The 16,533-nt window shown below is 72.2% G+C and carries 16 protein-coding genes; 13 read left to right on the top strand and 3 right to left on the bottom strand.

Annotated elements, in window-relative coordinates; genetic code table 11:
* Positions 1-207: 207 nt before the first annotated feature.
* From IE248_RS05530 to IE248_RS05495, 8 genes are all read left to right on the top strand, one after another.
* Complete coding sequence (locus IE248_RS05530; protein ID WP_008738572.1) at positions 208-861, top strand: HAD family hydrolase; 654 nt, start codon at positions 208-210, stop codon at positions 859-861.
* A gap of 66 nt (positions 862-927) precedes the next feature.
* Positions 928-2,154, top strand: a complete 1,227-nt coding sequence (locus IE248_RS05525; RefSeq protein WP_190030041.1) for an MFS transporter — start codon at positions 928-930, stop codon at positions 2,152-2,154.
* Positions 2,126-3,274, top strand: a complete 1,149-nt coding sequence (locus tag IE248_RS05520) for an acetoin utilization protein AcuC (protein ID WP_073773917.1) — start codon at positions 2,126-2,128, stop codon at positions 3,272-3,274. Before IE248_RS05525 ends, IE248_RS05520 begins: the two co-directional genes overlap by 29 nt.
* Before the next feature lie 84 nt (positions 3,275-3,358).
* Entirely contained in the window at positions 3,359-4,189 is an 831-nt protein-coding gene (locus tag IE248_RS05515; protein WP_100581978.1) for a phosphatase, read from the top strand.
* 114 nt (positions 4,190-4,303) lie between these two features.
* Positions 4,304-4,513 (top strand): helix-turn-helix domain-containing protein, encoded by a 210-nt coding sequence (locus tag IE248_RS05510; RefSeq protein WP_008738568.1) that lies wholly within the window; start codon positions 4,304-4,306, stop codon positions 4,511-4,513.
* Positions 4,514-4,645: 132 nt separating this feature from the next.
* Complete coding sequence (locus IE248_RS05505) at positions 4,646-4,744, top strand: 30S ribosomal protein bS22 (protein WP_003948845.1); 99 nt, start codon at positions 4,646-4,648, stop codon at positions 4,742-4,744.
* 95 nt (positions 4,745-4,839) lie between these two features.
* Positions 4,840-5,913, top strand: a complete 1,074-nt coding sequence (locus IE248_RS05500) for an NAD-dependent epimerase/dehydratase family protein (RefSeq protein WP_073773886.1) — start codon at positions 4,840-4,842, stop codon at positions 5,911-5,913.
* On the top strand, positions 5,913-6,899 hold the full coding sequence (locus tag IE248_RS05495; protein WP_008738566.1) for a lysophospholipid acyltransferase family protein: 987 nt from the start codon (positions 5,913-5,915) through the stop codon (positions 6,897-6,899). The genes IE248_RS05500 and IE248_RS05495 overlap by 1 nt, the downstream gene beginning before the upstream one ends.
* Positions 6,900-6,976: 77 nt before the next feature.
* Here the strand turns inward: IE248_RS05495 and IE248_RS05490 are convergent, their stop codons facing one another.
* The 3 genes from IE248_RS05490 to IE248_RS05480 form a co-directional block, all read right to left on the bottom strand.
* Positions 6,977-8,197: a DUF5667 domain-containing protein gene (locus IE248_RS05490; protein WP_073794527.1), complete on the bottom strand. Its 1,221-nt coding sequence runs from the start codon at positions 8,195-8,197 to the stop codon at positions 6,977-6,979.
* 269 nt (positions 8,198-8,466) lie between these two features.
* A complete protein-coding gene (locus IE248_RS05485) occupies positions 8,467-9,282 on the bottom strand; it encodes an ECF subfamily RNA polymerase sigma factor, BldN family (protein ID WP_008738564.1) in 816 nt (271 codons plus the stop codon).
* Positions 9,283-9,678: 396 nt separating this feature from the next.
* Complete coding sequence (locus IE248_RS05480) at positions 9,679-10,668, bottom strand: HAD family hydrolase (protein WP_073794529.1); 990 nt, start codon at positions 10,666-10,668, stop codon at positions 9,679-9,681.
* Between the two features lie 106 nt (positions 10,669-10,774).
* Here IE248_RS05480 and IE248_RS05475 point away from each other — a divergent pair, with 106 nt between their 5' ends.
* The 5 genes from IE248_RS05475 (at position 10,775) to IE248_RS05455 (ending at position 16,501) form a co-directional block, all read left to right on the top strand.
* A complete protein-coding gene (locus IE248_RS05475) occupies positions 10,775-11,053 on the top strand; it encodes a glutaredoxin family protein (RefSeq protein WP_047961083.1) in 279 nt (92 codons plus the stop codon).
* A gap of 273 nt (positions 11,054-11,326) precedes the next feature.
* Positions 11,327-12,187: a redox-sensing transcriptional repressor Rex gene (locus IE248_RS05470; RefSeq protein WP_100581817.1), complete on the top strand. Its 861-nt coding sequence runs from the start codon at positions 11,327-11,329 to the stop codon at positions 12,185-12,187.
* Positions 12,184-13,872 carry a glutamyl-tRNA reductase gene (locus IE248_RS05465; protein ID WP_124289173.1) on the top strand — a complete coding sequence of 563 codons (1,689 nt, stop codon included), beginning with the start codon at positions 12,184-12,186 and terminating at the stop codon, positions 13,870-13,872. Before IE248_RS05470 ends, IE248_RS05465 begins: the two co-directional genes overlap by 4 nt.
* Entirely contained in the window at positions 13,869-14,837 is a 969-nt protein-coding gene (hemC, locus tag IE248_RS05460) for a hydroxymethylbilane synthase (protein ID WP_008738559.1), read from the top strand. Before IE248_RS05465 ends, hemC begins: the two co-directional genes overlap by 4 nt.
* Positions 14,834-16,501 carry a bifunctional uroporphyrinogen-III C-methyltransferase/uroporphyrinogen-III synthase gene (locus IE248_RS05455; protein ID WP_008738557.1) on the top strand — a complete coding sequence of 556 codons (1,668 nt, stop codon included), beginning with the start codon at positions 14,834-14,836 and terminating at the stop codon, positions 16,499-16,501. Before hemC ends, IE248_RS05455 begins: the two co-directional genes overlap by 4 nt.
* The last annotated feature ends 32 nt before the right edge of the window (positions 16,502-16,533 follow it).

Raw genomic sequence — 16,533 nt, 5'->3', positions numbered from 1 at the left:
CAATCATTGTGGGAAGCCCCGCACCAGGTAACTGGTGCGGGGCTTTTCTGCGTTTAGGGGCCGGCCGGCGACCCGCGCCACGCCCGGGCCGGCGCTCGTGCCGGGGCGGCGCTGGGTGGGCTGGGGGGCTGAGATCGTGCGTTTGTCCTGCGGATGCCCGGCATGGGGTCCGGGTTGACGCGCACTGTCTGCTCGTAGTGTTGGGACATGGGCTACGACCTCGTCATCTTCGACAACGACGGCGTGCTGGTGGACAGCGAGCCACTCGCCAACGGGATCCTCGCCGGGTATCTGAGCGAGCTGGGGCACCCCACCTCCTACGACGACTCGCTCCGCGACTACATGGGAGCCGCCGTGCACCGGGTGCACGATGTCGTCTTCGAGCGGAGCGGGGCGCGGCTGCCGGACGATTTCGACGAGACCCTCCACGCGCGGACGTTCGCCGCGTTCGAGCGCGAGCTGAAGCCCGTGCCCGGGGTGGAGGAGGTGCTCGGGGCGCTGACCGCGCAGGGAGTGGCGTACTGCCTCGCTTCCTCCGGGAGCCACGAGCGGATCCGTGTCGGGCACCGGGCGGCCGGGATCGACGGGTGGTTCGAGGAGGAGTGGCTCTACAGCGCGGATGACGTCGGGAAGGGGAAGCCCGCCCCGGACCTGTACCTGCACGCGGCGGACCAGATGGGCGTGCTGCCCGCGCGGTGCGTCGTCGTCGAGGACAGCCCGCTCGGGGTGGAGGCCGCCGTCGCCGCCGGGATGGACGTGTTCGCGTTCACCGGGATGATGTCGGCCGAGCGGCTCCCCGGGGCCACCGGGTACTTCGGGGACATGAAGCAGCTGATCGGGCTGCTCGGCCTGGAGGCCTGAGCGCACCGCACATTGCCGTGTGATCTCTCTACCCACGGGTAGCCGCCGGGCCTACGCTGAGCCGCCATGACAGCTGATGCGCGGCTCCGCCGTGGGCGAGGGTCCCTGGGGTTCGCTTTCTTCGCACAGGGCGTGACCTTCGCCCTGCTCGTGACCCGGATCCCGGCCATCCAGGACCGGTACGGGATATCCGACGGGCTGCTGCCCGCCTTCCTCGCCGCCGTCCCGGTCCTCGCGGGGGTCGCGAGCGTGGCCACCGAGCACCTGGTGAAGCGGGTCCCGCCCGCCCTCGTACTGCGGTGGGCCCAGCCGCTGGTGCTGCTCTCGCTGCTGGGCGTCGGGGCCGGTACCCAGCTGTGGCACGTGGCGGTGGCCCTGGCGGCGTTCGGGCTGTCGGTGGGCGCGCTGGACGCGTCCATGAACATGCTCGGCGTCAGTCTCCAGCGGGCGTACGGGCGCAGCATCATGCTGGGCTTCCACGCCGCGTACAGCCTCGGCGGGATCGTCGGGGCGTCCGCGGCCTGGGCGGGGGCGCACTGGCACCTGTCGCTGCTCACGGGGTACTTCCCGGCGGTGGCGGTGCTGCTGCCGCTGGTGTTCTACGGGAGCCGGTTCTACGTCGGCCACCAGGGCGGGGCGGAAGTGGTCCCCGAGAAGGGGCTGGGCGCCGGCGGGTTCAAGCTGCTGCTGCCGCTGTGCCTGGTGATGGCGTGCGCGTACATCGGGGACTCGACGGTCTCGAACTGGAGCGCCAAGTACCTCCAGGACGTGCTGGGGGGCTCGGAGCAGCTGGCGACGGTCCCCTACAACGTGTACATGGTGACGACGCTGATCGGGCGGGCCGCCGGTGACGTGGGCGTGCGGCGGTTCGGCGCGGTCGCGGTGGTGCGGGCCGGGACGGTGGTCGCCGCGGGCGGGTTCGCGGTGGTGGCCGCCGCGCCCGGGGCGTGGGTGGGGATGCTCGGGTTCACGCTGCTGGGGATCGGGCTGTGCGTGATCGTGCCGCAGACCTTCGCGGCGGCCGGCCGGCTCTTCCCCGGTGCCTCGGACACGGCGATCGCGCGGCTGAACATCTTCAACTACGTCGGGTTCCTGATCGGGTCGCCGCTCGTCGGCGGCATCGGGGACGCCTGGAGCTACCGGGGCGCGATGCTCGTGCCGATGGGACTGGTGCTGGTGACGCTCCTGTACGCCCGCTCGTTCGGTGCGCAGGGCGCCCGATACGGTGTCCGGCATGAGCGGCGAGCCGGTGACCGGGCTGTTGATGTGGGACGAGGCGGTAACGAGGTATGACTTCGGGCCGAGCCATCCGATGGACCCGGTGCGCCTGGCGCTGACCATGGGCCTGGTGCGCGCCTTCGGGCTGGACCGGGAGATGGAGGTGCGGGCGGCTCCGGAGGCGGGGGAGTCGACGCTGCGGCTCGTCCACCGCGAGGACTACGTGGCGGCCGTGCGGGAGGTGTCGGCGGATCCCGGGGTGGCCGACGGTTCGTACGGGCTCGGCACCATGGACGATCCGGCGTTCCACGGCATGCACGAGGCGTCCGCGCTGATCGCGGGGCAGTCGGTGGCGGGCGCGGAGGCGCTCTGGCACGGGGAGGCCGAGCACGCGGTGAACTTCGCGGGCGGGCTGCACCACGCGATGCCCGGGGGCGCGGCGGGGTTCTGCGTGTACAACGACGCGGCGCTCGCGATCGCGCGGCTGCTGGAGCTGGGGGCCGAGCGGGTCGCGTACGTGGATGTGGACGTGCACCACGGTGACGGGGTGCAGGCGGCGTTCTGGGACGACCCGCGGGTGCTGACGGTCTCCCTGCACGAGCACCCCCGGACGCTGTTCCCGCAGACGGGCTGGCCCGAGGAGACGGGCGGTCCGGCGGCCGAGGGCTCCGCGGTGAACGTGGCGCTGCCCGCCGGGACCGGCGACGAGGGGTGGCTGCGGGCGTTCCACGCGACGGTGCCGGAGCTGCTGGCGGACTTCCGGCCGCAGGTGCTGGTGACGCAGCACGGGGCCGATACGCACTTCGAGGACCCGCTGGCCCACCTGGCGGTGTCGCTGGACGCCCAGCGGGCCGTCCAGGAGGCCTGTCACCGGCTGGCGCACGAGCACGCGGGCGGGCGCTGGCTGGCGCTGGGCGGCGGCGGCTACTCGGTGGTGGACGTCGTACCGCGCTCGTGGACGCATCTGGTGGGGATCGCGGCGCACCGGCCGGTGGATCCGGCGGCGACGGTGCCGGACGCGTGGCGGGACGAGGTGTACGCGCGGACCCGGCAGCCCGCGCCGGCCCGGATGACGGACGGGCGCAATCCCGTGTGGCGGGACTGGGAGGCGGGATACGACCCGGCGGACCGGACGGATCAGGCCGTTCTCGCGACCCGGCGGGCGGTGTTCCCGCTGCGCGGCCTGCTCACGTAGCGCGCTGCCGCATCGTTACGCCAACTGTGGGGCTGTTCGCCGGAATTGAGGATCCGCCGGATGCGGTGCGGCAGCATCGGACGGATGTTGAGCACCGCAGCGCTGCGCGCGCATCTGCTGGCCGCCCGGTTGGCCGGGCCCGTGGCGACCTCGCGGGAGGAGAGCCTGCGCAGTTACCGCCTGTTCGCGGCGCGCGATCCCCGGGTGCTGCTGGGGCTGGATCCCGAGTGGCGCTGGGGCGAGGGTGACTTACTGCGGCTGATGGCGGACAAATGCGGGGTCTCCGCGGACCCTTCGCACGTCAGCGGCCCGGACGTGATCGATCCGGAGCGGACGGTCGCGGCCCTGGAGGCGTTCGCGGAACGGCTGCGGGAGGCGGTCCTGGCGCGGTCGCCCCTGCTGTTCGGGACGGGGCATCCGCACCGGCTCCTGGGGTTCTACGTCAGTTTGGCGCAGGCGCTGTCGGCGGCGGGCTGTGTTGTCCTCACCCCGGCGCAGGGGGTCGGTGTCGACATGGCGACCCGGTTCGGCGTACGCCCGCACCGCATCGATTACGTACGGGGGGTCGCACTGGTGCGAGAACCCGGCGTGCGGGAGCCGGGGAGTGCGACCGGCGCGCACACCCATTCGCCGCTGCCGGTTCGGATCGCGCTCGGGGCGCTGGCGGAGGCCGGCGGGCCGCTGCCGGAGCTGGTGGTCGGAGATCACGGATGGGTCTGCGGTGCAGGTCAGCTCGGTGTGGACGCCATCGGGCTGGCGGACACGGATGATCCTGCGCTGTTCGTCGGGGAGGCCGAGGGGCGCGTCTCGGTGGCGGTTCCGCTTGATGACGCGGTGCGCTCGGACTACTACCGACCGCTCTTGCGCTGGGTACTCCATCGAGCCAGTCTTCCGCCGGGTCAGGAGTGGCTGTAGCTCCTCTTCCCCACTCGTATCACACGCCCCTACTCTGGGGAGTGAGCGTGCGACGACGAGGAGTAACCGGAGGGGAAGCCGGTGCCCGTCATGCGCGGAAGGTCAAGGTGTGTCATGGCTGCTGGCGAGAGGCCTCTCAGTGAGGTTCAGTTCCTGACCGTGGCGGAGGTCGCCTCGGTGATGCGAGTGTCGAAGATGACCGTGTACCGCCTGGTGCACAACGGTCATCTGCCCGCAATCCGGGTGGGCCGGTCCTTCCGGGTCCCCGAAAACGCGGTCCACGAGTACCTTCGAGAGTCCTATGTGGGGGTGGAGTCGGCCTGAGGGGGACGCCTCGGGTCCCCGCGATCGCCCTCGGATTACAAGCTCAGAGCTCGGGCGGGTAGGCTAGGCCGACGTAGGTCGTGTGGGCCCAGACGCCCCGCACCGAGTGAAGAGAAGTGAGCGAGGGTAGTCGTGGGCTCTGTTATCAAGAAGCGGCGCAAGCGGATGGCTAAGAAGAAGCACCGCAAGCTGCTCAAGCGCACCCGCGTCCAGCGCCGTAACAAGAAGTAAACGGCAGCTGTACGTGTTCTCCGCAGCCCCTCCACCATCCTGGTGGAGGGGCTGCGGTGTAACCGGGGGACTTCTTCGAGGGAGGCGCTGAACTCGTGGGGAAGGTCGTGCTCGTCACCGGGGCTGCCCGGCAGCTGGGAGGCCGCTTCGTGCGCCGTATCCAGCGCGACCCGGATGTGGAGCGGGTGATCGCGGTGGACGCGGTGACCCCGACACACCGGCTCGGATCGGCCGAGTTCGTCCGTACGGACATCAGGCAGTCGGCGATCGTCCGCGTGCTCGCCGAGCACGCCGTGGACACGGTGGTCCATCTGGCGGTCACCGGAGGCACGGCGGTGCCGGGCGCCGGCCGCAGCGCCGTCAAGGAAACAAACGTCATCGGGACGATGCAGCTCCTCGGGGCCTGCCAGAAGTCCCCGACGGTGCGCCGGCTCGTGGTGAAGTCCAGTACCAGCGTGTACGGGGGCACCTCGCGGGACCCCGCCGTCTTCACCGAGAGCACCCAGCCCAAATCGCTGCCGTCGGGCGGGTTCGCCAAGGACGCCGCCGAGGTCGAGGGCTACGTACGGGGCTTCGCGCGCCGGCGGCCCGATGTGGCGGTGTGCGTGCTGCGCTTCGCGAACATCCTGGGCCCCTACGCCGACTCGGCGCTCGCCGAGTACTTCTCGATGCCGGTGATGCCGACGGTGCTGGGTTACGACCCGCGGCTCCAGTTCGTCCACGAGGACGACGTACTGGACGTCCTGGGGCTGGCGGCGCGCGAGCCCCGGCGCGGGACGCTCAACAGCGGTACCTTCAACATCGCGGGCGACGGCGTGATGCTGCTGTCGCAGTGCTCGCGGCGGCTGGGGCGGCCCACGGTGCCGCTGCTGCTGCCCGCGGTGACATGGGTGGGGGCCGCGCTGCGGACGGTGGGGGTCACGGACTTCTCGCCCGAGCAGATCAGGCTGCTGACCCATGGGCGGGTCGTGGAGACCACCCAGATGCGGGACACCCTGGGGTTCAAGCCGATGTACACCACCGCCGAGACCTTCCTCGACTTCGCCCGGAGCCGGGGGAACGGGCTGCTGCCGCCGGAGCGGGCGGGGCGGGCGGTGGACCGGGTGGCGGGGATGCTGAACGCGGATCTGACGAGTGCCGGGCCTACGGTTGAGGGAGCGCAGCGATAGTGGCGGACGCCAAGGTCATTCCGTTCGACGAGGACCGGCCGAGGAGGCGCCCGCCGCGCCGGGTGCGGGTCGCCGCGGCGACGGAGCCGGAGGCGGTGGCCCCGCTGCCCGCGCCGGGCGCGGAGGCGGGCACCGGGCCGGGCGGCGGCAGCTGGGACCGGCGGATCGCCGGCGGGCTGGCGTTCCTGCGGCGGCGGGTCACCGGGGACTACGAGGTCGACGACTTCGGCTACGACGAGGAACTGACGGACCAGGTCCTGATGTCCCTGCTGCGGCCGCTGTACGACAAGTACTTCCGGGTCGAGGTCAAGGGCGTCGAGAACATCCCGAAGGAGGGTGGGGCGCTGATCGTGGCGAACCACTCGGGGACGCTGCCCCTGGACGGCCTGATGATGCAGGTCGCGGTGCACGACCACCATCCGGCGCGGCGCCACCTTCGGCTGCTGGCGGCGGACCTGGTGTTCATGCTGCCGGTGGTCAACGAGCTGGCGCGCAAGGCCGGGCACACCCTGGCGTGCGCGGAGGACGCGCAGCGGCTGCTGGAGGCCGGGGAGCTGGTCGGTGTCATGCCGGAGGGCTTCAAGGGGATAGGGAAGCCGTTCGGAGACCGGTACAAGCTCCAGCGGTTCGGGCGGGGCGGCTTCGTGTCGACGGCGCTGCGGGCGGGGACGCCGATCGTGCCGTGCTCGATCGTGGGGGCGGAGGAGATCTACCCGATGGTCGGCAACGCGAAGACGCTCGCGCGGCTGCTGGGGATCCCGTACTTCCCGATCACGCCGACGTTCCCCTGGCTGGGGCCGCTCGGGGCGGTGCCGCTGCCGACGAAGTGGACGATCCAGTTCGGGGAGCCGATCCCCACGGACGGGTATCCGCCGGAGGCGGCGGAGGATCCGATGCTGATGTTCAACCTCACCGACCAGGTGCGGGAGCAGATCCAGCACACCCTGTACCGGCTGCTCGTGCAGCGGCGGTCGGTCTTCTTCTGACCGGACGCCTTCCGGCCGGGCGCCACGAACGCCGGCGAGGCGGGATGATCCAGCCTCGCCGGCGTTCGGGTGCCGGGCTACTCCGCCGCGTCCTCCGCGCTCAGGCCCAGGCCCGGGAGGAGACCCGGGAGCAGGGGCGGGAGCGTGATGTCCGGCTTGGGGAGCTCCGGGGTGGCCGCCGAGGGAACGGGGGAGTGACCCCCGGGCGGGTTCAGGAGGTCACCCGTACCGCCCAGGAGGCCGCCGGAGGCCGGGGGCTTGCTGGTGGTGCTCCCCGACGGCGCCGCCGGGCTGGCGGGGTGTCCGCCGGCCGACGGGGTGCCGGGGGAGGCGGCGGGCTGCTGCTTCCCGGCGGGCGCGCTCGGCTTGGCCGAGGTCGCCCCGGTTCCGCCGCGGGGCTGCTCCGGTGGCTTGGGGAGCATGCTCTGCAGCGGCGCCACGTCCTCGTCTATGGCCTGGAAGACCGACTCGACCTCTCCGCCCACGTCACCCAGCTGCGGCGGGAGCTTCTCGCGGAGCCTGCCCCACGCGTCGCGGTGCGAGCGGGAGAAAGAGGACAGCGTCTGGATCGGGCCCAGCGAGCCGTCCCGCTCGTACGCCGCCTGGAGGAGCCGGTGGCCCTCCGAGGCGTCGTGTCTCATGCCCGCCAGCGCTCGGCGGATCTCGCCCAGGGACTCGTGGTCCAGGACGCCCGTACGGCCGCGCTCCATCAGCCTGCGGGCTTCCGACAGACGGTGCGAGGCCTGGTCGAGGTAGAGCTCGCCCCGGTCCGAATCGTCGTCGGCCATCCCGAGCTTGAGATCCTCCATGCCCCGCTTGACGGGGTACAGGGAGTCACCCGGCAGGGCGTCCGTACTGGCAGCGGCCACTCCGCTGAAAGCCCCCGCGGCCACACCGACCGTGAGGCCGCCCGCTGCGATGCCCTTGGACCAGCGGGAGCGGGGCCGCAATTTCCGGAGCGAGGTCGCCCGGTGGGCGCCGCGGCCGGTCCGCTGCTCGGGCACCAGAGGGTCCGGGGCGGCACCGCCCCCGGCCCTCTCCTCCATCACCATGGCCTCCATGGCGGCAACGAGCTGGGCTCGCTGCACCACTTTGACCTCGGGGTCCAGCTCCGGGCGCGGCATTCGTTCGCCGAGCACGCTCGCCAGGGCCAACAACCGGTTGTGGTCAGCAGGTTCGGCAGGTGCCTCGGACTGCTCGGCCGCCGGGTCCGGTTCCGAAGGATCGGATGGGTTCCGATCCTCCAGGGCCTGGGCGAAGGCGTTCGCCCGCCGGTGCGGAGTCACGTTCGCGATCACTGGCGGCACCTCCTCTCGTCATGACGATCGACTCCCCAAGGTGTCCGGAAGGTTGCCTTCCTTGAGCACATCCACACTTTCGGGTGAGCGGCTTCGGGCAGGGCGTGTCCACAGGGAGCCTGCATTCCGCACAACGAGCGGCGCGGCACTTGGGTTACGGACGAAGGATGATCGGACCACAGCGTCATCAGAGTCAGGTCGTTTTGTCGTGTAGGCATGGGTGTGGGCTTCGGCGCGGGAGCGCCACCCGTCGGCGCGCGTCGTCCCCGTCAGCGCGCGTCGTCGGGGAGCAGGCGGGCCAGGGTGCGCACCGCCCGGTACTGGAGCGTCTTGATGGCGCCCTCGTTCTTCCCCATCACGCGGGCGGTCTCGGCGACCGAGAGGCCCTGGAGGAAGCGCAGGGTCACGCACTCCTGCTGCTGAGGGTTGAGTTTCCGTACGGCCTCCAGCAGGGCCGCGTTGGAGAGGGACTCCAGGACGGAGTCCTCGGGGGACCGTTCCACCTCGTTGGCGTCCAGCATTTCGCCGGTCGTCACTTCCAGGCGGAAGCGGCTCGACTTGAAGTGGTCCGCGACCAGGTTGCGCGCGATCGTCACGAGCCAGGCGCCGAAGTCCCGGCCCTGCCAGGTGAAGGTGGAGATGCGGCGCAGGGCGCGCAGGAACGTCTCGCTGGTGAGGTCCTCCGCGGTCGCCTTGCCGCCCACGCGGTAGTAGATGTACCGGTAGACGGTGTCGCTGTACTGGTCGTAGAGCCGGCCGAAGGCATCCGCCTCTCCGGCCTGGGCGCGTTCGACCAGGTCCATCATGCGGGCCTGGTCGCTGTCCGCGGTGGGGCGGCGGGCGGTGGGGGCGCTCGTGCCGGTGGCACCGCCGCCCGCGTTGCCGGCGGAGCGACCGCGTCTGCCCACGGTCGCTCCGCCATCCGTCAGGGCATAGCAGGGACCGGCCGGGCCGAGGCCGGCAGGGACCGCGGCGGCGAGGGCGGGGACGGCGTACGCGGTGGGGACGAAGCCGCGCAGGTGGTCGAGGACCGTCGCGCGCAGCGTAGCCAGGCCCGAGGCGTCAACCCCGACAGGTGGGTACACGGGACTCCCAGAGGCAGAGCTTCCATCACGTGCAGTGCGGGACCGTTCACCCGTCGTGGCGACAGATGGCCGGTGGCATGCGTTTGAGGAGAATAACGCTTCGTACAGGCAGTGCTACACCCAGTTGCTCAAATCACCGCTTCCGACACTTCTGTTGCGTGTCGAGGGCATATTCAGACGCAATTGGTGATCGGTTCTTGATCGGTTGGATGCGCGGAATGGACGCTTCCAAGGTGGCTCGCGACCGAGTGGGGCATGCCGGAGCGCCGCGCCGAAGGCGCGGGCGGAGGTGGGGAGATCGCCGCCGGGGCGGCGGGCCGGGAGGCGCCCGGGAGCGGGCCGCGGGGCGCGCGGGGCTCCGGCGCAGGCGGCGGCCTGAGGGCGGGGCCCGCGGGGTTACTTGCGGCGGCGGTGCAGGGCGATGGCGGCGGCGGCGCCGCCCGCGATCGCGCCGACGCCGGCGGCCGCCGGGACGCCGACCTTCACGGCCTTGCGGCCGGTCCGGTAGTCGCGCAGCCGCCAGTCGTTGGCCCTGGCATGCTTGCGCAGTTTTGTGTCGGGATTGATCGCGTACGGGTGTCCGACGAGCGACAGCATCGGGATGTCGTTGTGCGAATCGCTGTAGGCGGCGCAGCGTTCGAGATCGAGGCCCTCGGCGGCGGCCAGCGCGCGGACGGCCTCCGCCTTCGCGGGGCCGTGCAGCGGTTCGCCGACGAGCCGGCCGGTGTAGACGCCGTCCACGGACTCGGCGACGGTGCCCAGGGCCCCGGTCAGGCCGAGGCGGCGGGCGATGATCGTGGCGGTCTCGACGGGGGCGGCCGTCACCAGCCACACCTTCTGGCCGGCGTCGAGGTGGGCCTGGGCCAGGGCGCGGGTGCCCGGCCAGATCCGCTCGGCCATGTACTCGTCGTAGATCTCCTCGCCGATGGCCATGAGTTCACAGACCCGGTGGCCCTTGACGATGGACAGGGCGCTGTCGCGGGCGTCCTGCATGTGCTCGGGGTCCTCGACTCCGGCCAACCGGAACCAGGCCTGCTGCCAGGCGAAGCGGGCGAGCTCGCGCCGCTGGAAGAACTCGCGCTTGTAGAGGCCGCGTCCGAAGTGGAAAATCGCGGCGCCCTGCATGACGGTGTTGTCGAGGTCGAAGAAGGCGGCGGCCAGATCGTCCCCGGCGACGGGGAAGGGGTCAGGGGCGGCCTCGGCGGCCGGTTCGGGCTCCGCCTGCGCCGTGTTGACCTGGACGTTCTCGTCGTCCTCGTCGATTTCCGGATCCGGCGCACCGGTCAGAGCGGACTTGCGGGCGGCCTCGGCCGAGGCCTCGCCTGCCAGCACGCTCCGCGCTGTCGCGGAGCGCCTACGGGGGGTGAGCCATCCCAGAGCGGCCATGACGCGAGCATAGCCACTGTGTTCGGGAGTTCCCGAACCGATGGGATGCGGAGGCGTGAACTCTGCGGGGCGGGGGTGTTACGGACGGCGCGGGAGAATGGGGGCCATGAGCCCTTTGCTGCGTCGTAAGGAAAAGAAGCGCCCCGAGGAGCGGGTGGTCACGCTCATCGGGAAGCCGGGGTGCCATCTGTGCGATGACGCCCAGGAAGTGATCGAGAAGGTGTGCGCCGAGACGGGCGCGCGGTGGGAGAAGAAGGACATCTCCGAGGACGAGGAGCTCTACCGGCTGCACTGGGAACAGATCCCGGTGGTCCTGGTCGATGGTGAACAGCACACCTTCTGGCGGGTGAACCCTGAGCGCCTGCGCCGGGCATTGGGAGCCTGACCGCGCGGGCGGTTACCATCATGGGCGATTTATGGGGACTCGGGGGCGTATCGATGAGGAGTGTGTACGGTTTTGCCCCCATCCGGATTTGAACGGGTTCGGCCCGTTCCCGGTTCCGCCCCCGCGCGCCCGGGTCGCGTGACCCCGGTCACTTTGCTCGGACAAAGCGGACACAATCTTTGTGCACGCGTTCACAAAGACATAGCCTGCTTCCGACGGGGCGGTCTTGGGACAAGTGACCGCCTGCAGCCCCGCTCATCCCGCAGGAGCATCGTGGCAACTGGCCGAACTCACCGACCGGCGACCCGCAGCCGAGGTATCCCCGAGGCCACGGTCGCCCGGCTTCCGCTGTACCTGCGCGCCCTCACCGCGCTCTCCGAGCGATCGGTGCCCACGGTGTCCTCCGAGGAGCTCGCGGCCGCCGCCGGAGTCAACTCCGCGAAGCTGCGCAAGGACTTCTCCTACCTCGGTTCCTACGGGACGCGCGGCGTCGGCTACGACGTCGAGTACCTCGTCTACCAGATCTCCCGCGAACTGGGCCTGACCCAGGACTGGCCCGTCGTCATCGTCGGCATCGGCAACCTCGGCGCGGCCCTCGCCAACTACGGCGGCTTCTCCGCGCGCGGATTCCGCGTCGCGGCGCTCATCGACGCCGATCCGGCGATGGCCGGGAAGCCGGTCGCCGGCATGCCCGTGCAGCACACCGATGATCTGGAGAAGATCATCTCGGAGAACGGCGTCTCGATCGGCGTGATCGCGACCCCCGCGGGCGCGGCCCAGCAGGTCAGCGAGCGGCTGATCGCGGCGGGCGTCACCTCCATCCTGAACTTCGCGCCGACCGTGCTGTCCGTGCCCGACGGCGTGGACGTGCGCAAGGTCGACCTGTCGATCGAGCTCCAGATCCTGGCCTTCCATGAGCAGCGCAAGGCGGGCGAGGAAGCGGCGGCCGCCGGTTCCGCCGACGCCGACGCCGACGGGGCCCCCGACGCGGGCGCCGGCGCCCCCGACGGGGCCGGAGCCGGGACGGGTGCGGCCCCGGCCGCCGCCCTGATGCCGCCGGCCGGCCGCGCCGCCGCTGCCGCCGCGCGCAAGGGCGGCCCCGACGGTGACGTCCCGGCGGTGATGCCGGCATGAGTCTGCTCGTCGTGGGGCTGAGCCATCGCAGCGCGCCGGTCAGCGTGCTGGAGCGGGCCTCCCTGAACGCCGACGCCAAGGCGAAGCTGCTGCACGACACGCTGGCCGCGGAGCCCGCGGCCGAGGCGACGGTGCTCGCCACGTGCAACCGGATCGAGCTCTACGCCGACGTGGACAAGTTCCACGCGGGCGTGTCCGAGCTGTCGACGCTGCTCGCGCAGCACAGCGGGGTGGCTCTGGAGGAGCTCACTCCGTACCTGTACGTGCACTACGAGGACCGGGCGGTGCACCACCTGTTCTCGGTGGCGTGCGGGCTGGACTCGATGGTGGTCGGCGAGGGCCAGATCCTCGGTCAGATCAAGGACGCGCTGGCGCTGGGGCAGGAGCTCCACACCGCCGGGCGGCTGATCAACGACCTGTTCCAGCAGGCGCTGCGGGTGGGCAAGCGGGCGCACTCCGAGACCGGGATCGACCGGGCCGGGCAGTCGCTGGTCACGTTCGGCCTGGAGCAGCTGGCCGTGCACCTGCCGGTGCGGGAGTGGGCCGTCGGCAAGCGGGCGCTGGTGCTCGGAGCCGGGTCGATGTCCTCGCTGGCGGCGGCGACCCTGGCGCGGGTCGGCTTCGCCGAGATCGCGGTGGCGAACCGGACCGCCGAGCGGGCGGAGCGGCTCGCCGAGATTCTGGTTGCCTCGGGCACCGGGGTGGCGGCGCGGGCCGTCGCCATGTCGGCTGCCGCCGATGAGCTGACACGTGTTGACGTGGTCGTCTCCTGCACCGGTGCGACCGGGCTCGTGCTGACCGCGGACGACGTGGCCGCGGCCGTGTCCCGGGGCTCGGCCGCGCACACGTCGGCGGGGCCGGACGACCGGGGCTCGGCCCCGGACCCCGCGCCTCAGACGCCGACGGGGCTGGATGGGGTCGACGCCGGAGTCGTCGCGCGGCTCGTGGCCGCCGCCGATGGCGGGCGGCGGCGGCTCGCCGACGCCGGGGCCGTGAGGGTGCTGGCCGCCGTGCCCGAGGGCGACGGCTGTCCCGTCGGCGACGGGCGGGCCGCGATCGCCGGAGTGGACGCCAGTTCGCTGGAGCTGCACGGCACCTGGGCCGACCAGGGCGAGGCCGCCGCGCAGCGCCAGCCCCGGCGCGGGGTGCGGGCGCAGGTCGACGGCGTCGCCGTCCGGCTCGCCCTCCTCGACCTGGCCATGCCCCGCGACATCGACGCCGCCGTACACCGCATCCCCGGAGTACGGCTCGTGGACATCGAGTCGCTCGCCGAGGCCTCCGCCGACGCGCCCATGGCTGCCGATGTGGACGCCGTACGTGGGATAGTCACCGAGGAAGTGGCCGCCTTCGGCGCCGCGCAGCGGGCCGCGCACATCACGCCCACCGTCGTGGCCCTGCGGGCCATGGCCGCCGAGGTCGTGGCCATGGAAGTGGCCCGGCTCGACGGCCGGGTCCCCGACCTCGACGAGCGCCAGCGCGCCGAGGTGACTCAGACCGTGCGGCGCGTCGTGGACAAACTCCTCCACGCGCCGACCGTGCGCGTGAAGCAGCTCGCGAGCGAGCCCGGCGGCGCCGGGTACGCCGAGGCGCTGCGCGAACTCTTCGACCTCGACCCGCAGACGGTGGCCTCCGTCAGCCGGGCCGACGCGGCAGACCAGAACGACGACTCAGGACGGGCATCATGAATCCACGTCTCGACCAGCCCCTGCGGCTCGGCACGCGGCGCAGCAAGCTGGCCATGTCCCAGTCCGGCCATGTCGCCGACGCGGTCCGGGCCATCACCGGCCGCCCCGTAGAGCTCGTGGAGATCACGACGTACGGGGACGTCTCCCGTGAGCACCTCGCGCAGATCGGCGGCACCGGCGTCTTCGTGACGGCGCTGCGCGACGCCCTGCTGCGCGGCGAGATCGACTTCGCCGTGCACTCGCTGAAGGACCTGCCGACCACCCAGCCCGACGACCTCGTGATCGCGGCCATGCCGCCCCGCGAGGACCCGCGCGACGCGCTCGTCGCCCGCGACGGCCTGACCTTCGAGCAGCTGCCCGACGGCGCCCGCGTCGGAACCGGTTCGCCGCGCCGCATGGCGCAGCTCAACCACGCCGCGCGCGCCCTCGGCAAGCGCATCGAGACGGTCGCCATCCGCGGCAACGTCGACACCCGGATCGGCTTCGTACGGAACGGCGAGCTCGACGCCGTCGTCCTCGCGGCCGCCGGCCTCAACCGGATCGGCCGCAGTGATGAGGCGACCGACTTCCTGTCCGTGGACAGTGTGCTGCCGGCTCCCGGCCAGGGCGCCCTGGCCGTGGAGTGCCTCGCGTCCGACGCGGAGCTCATCGCCGCGCTCGCCGAACTCGACGACCCGCACACCCGGGCCGCCGTGACCGCCGAGCGTTCCCTGCTCGCCGCCCTGGAGGCCGGCTGCAGCGCCCCCGTGGGCGCGCTCGCCGACCTCCTGGCCGACGGGCAGATTGTCAATGAAATGCGCCTGCGCGGCGTCGTCGGCACCCTCGACGGCACGACGCTCGTGCAGCTGTCCACCACCGGTCCCGTGCCCCAGTCGTACGACGACGCCATGGCGCTCGGCCGCGAACTCGCGGACGAGATGCTGGCCAAGGGCGCGGCCGGTCTTATGGGGGAGCGATCGCTTTGAACCCCTCACGTCCGACCACCTCCGCCCTTCCGGCCGTCGCCGCCCAGGGACACGTCACCTTCCTCGGTGCCGGCCCCGGCGACCCGGGTCTGCTCACGCTGCGCGCCGTCGAGGCGCTCACGGCCGCGGACGTACTGATCGCGGAGCCCGAGGTGCTCGATGTCGTACGTACGCATGCGCGCGCGGGTGTCGACACGCCGCAGCTGACGATCGCTGACGAAGCGTCAGCAGCCGCCGGTATCCCGGCGATCCGGGACGCGGCCAATCTTGTCATGGAGGCCGCGCGCTCCGGCAGGCGGGTCGTGCGTGCCGTCACCGGAGACCCCGGACTCGACGGCAACGCGGCCCAGGAGATGCTCGCCTGCGCCACCGCGGGCATCCCCTTCGAGGTGGTCCCCGGCGTCGCGACCGCCGTCGGCGTGCCCGCCTACGCGGGTGTCCCGCTCCGCGGCGAACAGGGCGCGGACGTCCGCTTCGTCGACGCCCGCACCGCCTCGGCGCGCTGCTGGAGCGAGGTCGGCGCCAGCGACGGCGTCCTCGTCGTCTCCGCGACGCTGGAGACGGTGTCGGCGGCCGCCGCCGAGCTGGTCAGCGCCGGGCGCAAGCCCGACACCCAGCTGACGGTGACCGTGGGCGGCACCACGACCCGCCAGCGCACCTGGAGCGCGACCCTCGGCACCATCGCCACGGTGTTCAAGCAGGGCAAGGTCCTCCCCTCGCCCGAGGGCGCCCGCCCGGTCATAGCCGTGGTCGGTGAGCACGGCGCCACCGCGCGCCGCGAGGAGCTGGCCTGGTTCGAGTCGAAGCCGCTGTTCGGCTGGCGGGTGCTCGTGCCGCGCACCAAGGAGCAGGCCGCTTCGCTCTCCGACCAGCTCCGTTCGTACGGCGCGGTGCCGCACGAGGTGCCGACCATCGCCGTGGAGCCGCCGCGCACCCCGCAGCAGATGGAGCGGGCCGTCAAGGGGCTCGTCACCGGACGCTACGAGTGGATCGCCTTCACCTCGGTCAACGCCGTGAAGGCCGTCCGCGAGAAGTTCGAGGAGTACGGGCTCGACGCCCGCGCCTTCGCCGGGATCAAGGTCGCCGCCGTGGGCGAGCAGACCGCCGCCGCGCTCGTCGAGTTCGGCGTCAAGCCGGACCTGGTGCCGAGCGGCGAGCAGTCCGCCGCCGGGCTGCTGGAGGACTGGCCGCCCTACGACCCGGTCTTCGACCCGATCGACCGCGTCTTCCTGCCGCGCGCCGACATCGCGACCGAGACGCTGGTCGCGGGCCTGATAGAGCTCGGCTGGGAGGTCGACGACGTCACGGCCTACCGCACCGTGCGCGCCTCTCCGCCGCCGGCGGACACCCGCGAGGCCATCAAGGGCGGCGGCTTCGACGCCGTTCTCTTCACCTCGTCCTCCACCGTGCGCAACCTCGTCGGCATCGCCGGCAAGCCGCACAACGTCACCGTGATCGCCTGCATCGGCCCGGCGACCGCGAAGACGGCGGAGGAGCACGGCCTGCGCGTGGACGTCCTGTCGCCCGAGCCGAGCGTCGGCAAGCTGGCCGAGGCCCTGGCCGAGTACGGCGCGGCCCGCCGCGAGGCGGCCAAGGAGGCCGGCGAGACGGTGTTCCGGCCGAGCGAGCGCCGCCCCGGCGCCCGCCGGCGCCGCACCACCTGAGCGGTGGGCAGGAGTTGATCAGGGCCCGGACG

Origin of the sequence: Streptomyces goshikiensis, assembly GCF_014650555.1 — a bacterium.
Lineage (GTDB): Bacteria > Actinomycetota > Actinomycetes > Streptomycetales > Streptomycetaceae > Streptomyces > Streptomyces goshikiensis.
This window is presented reverse-complemented; position numbering and strand designations above follow the sequence as displayed.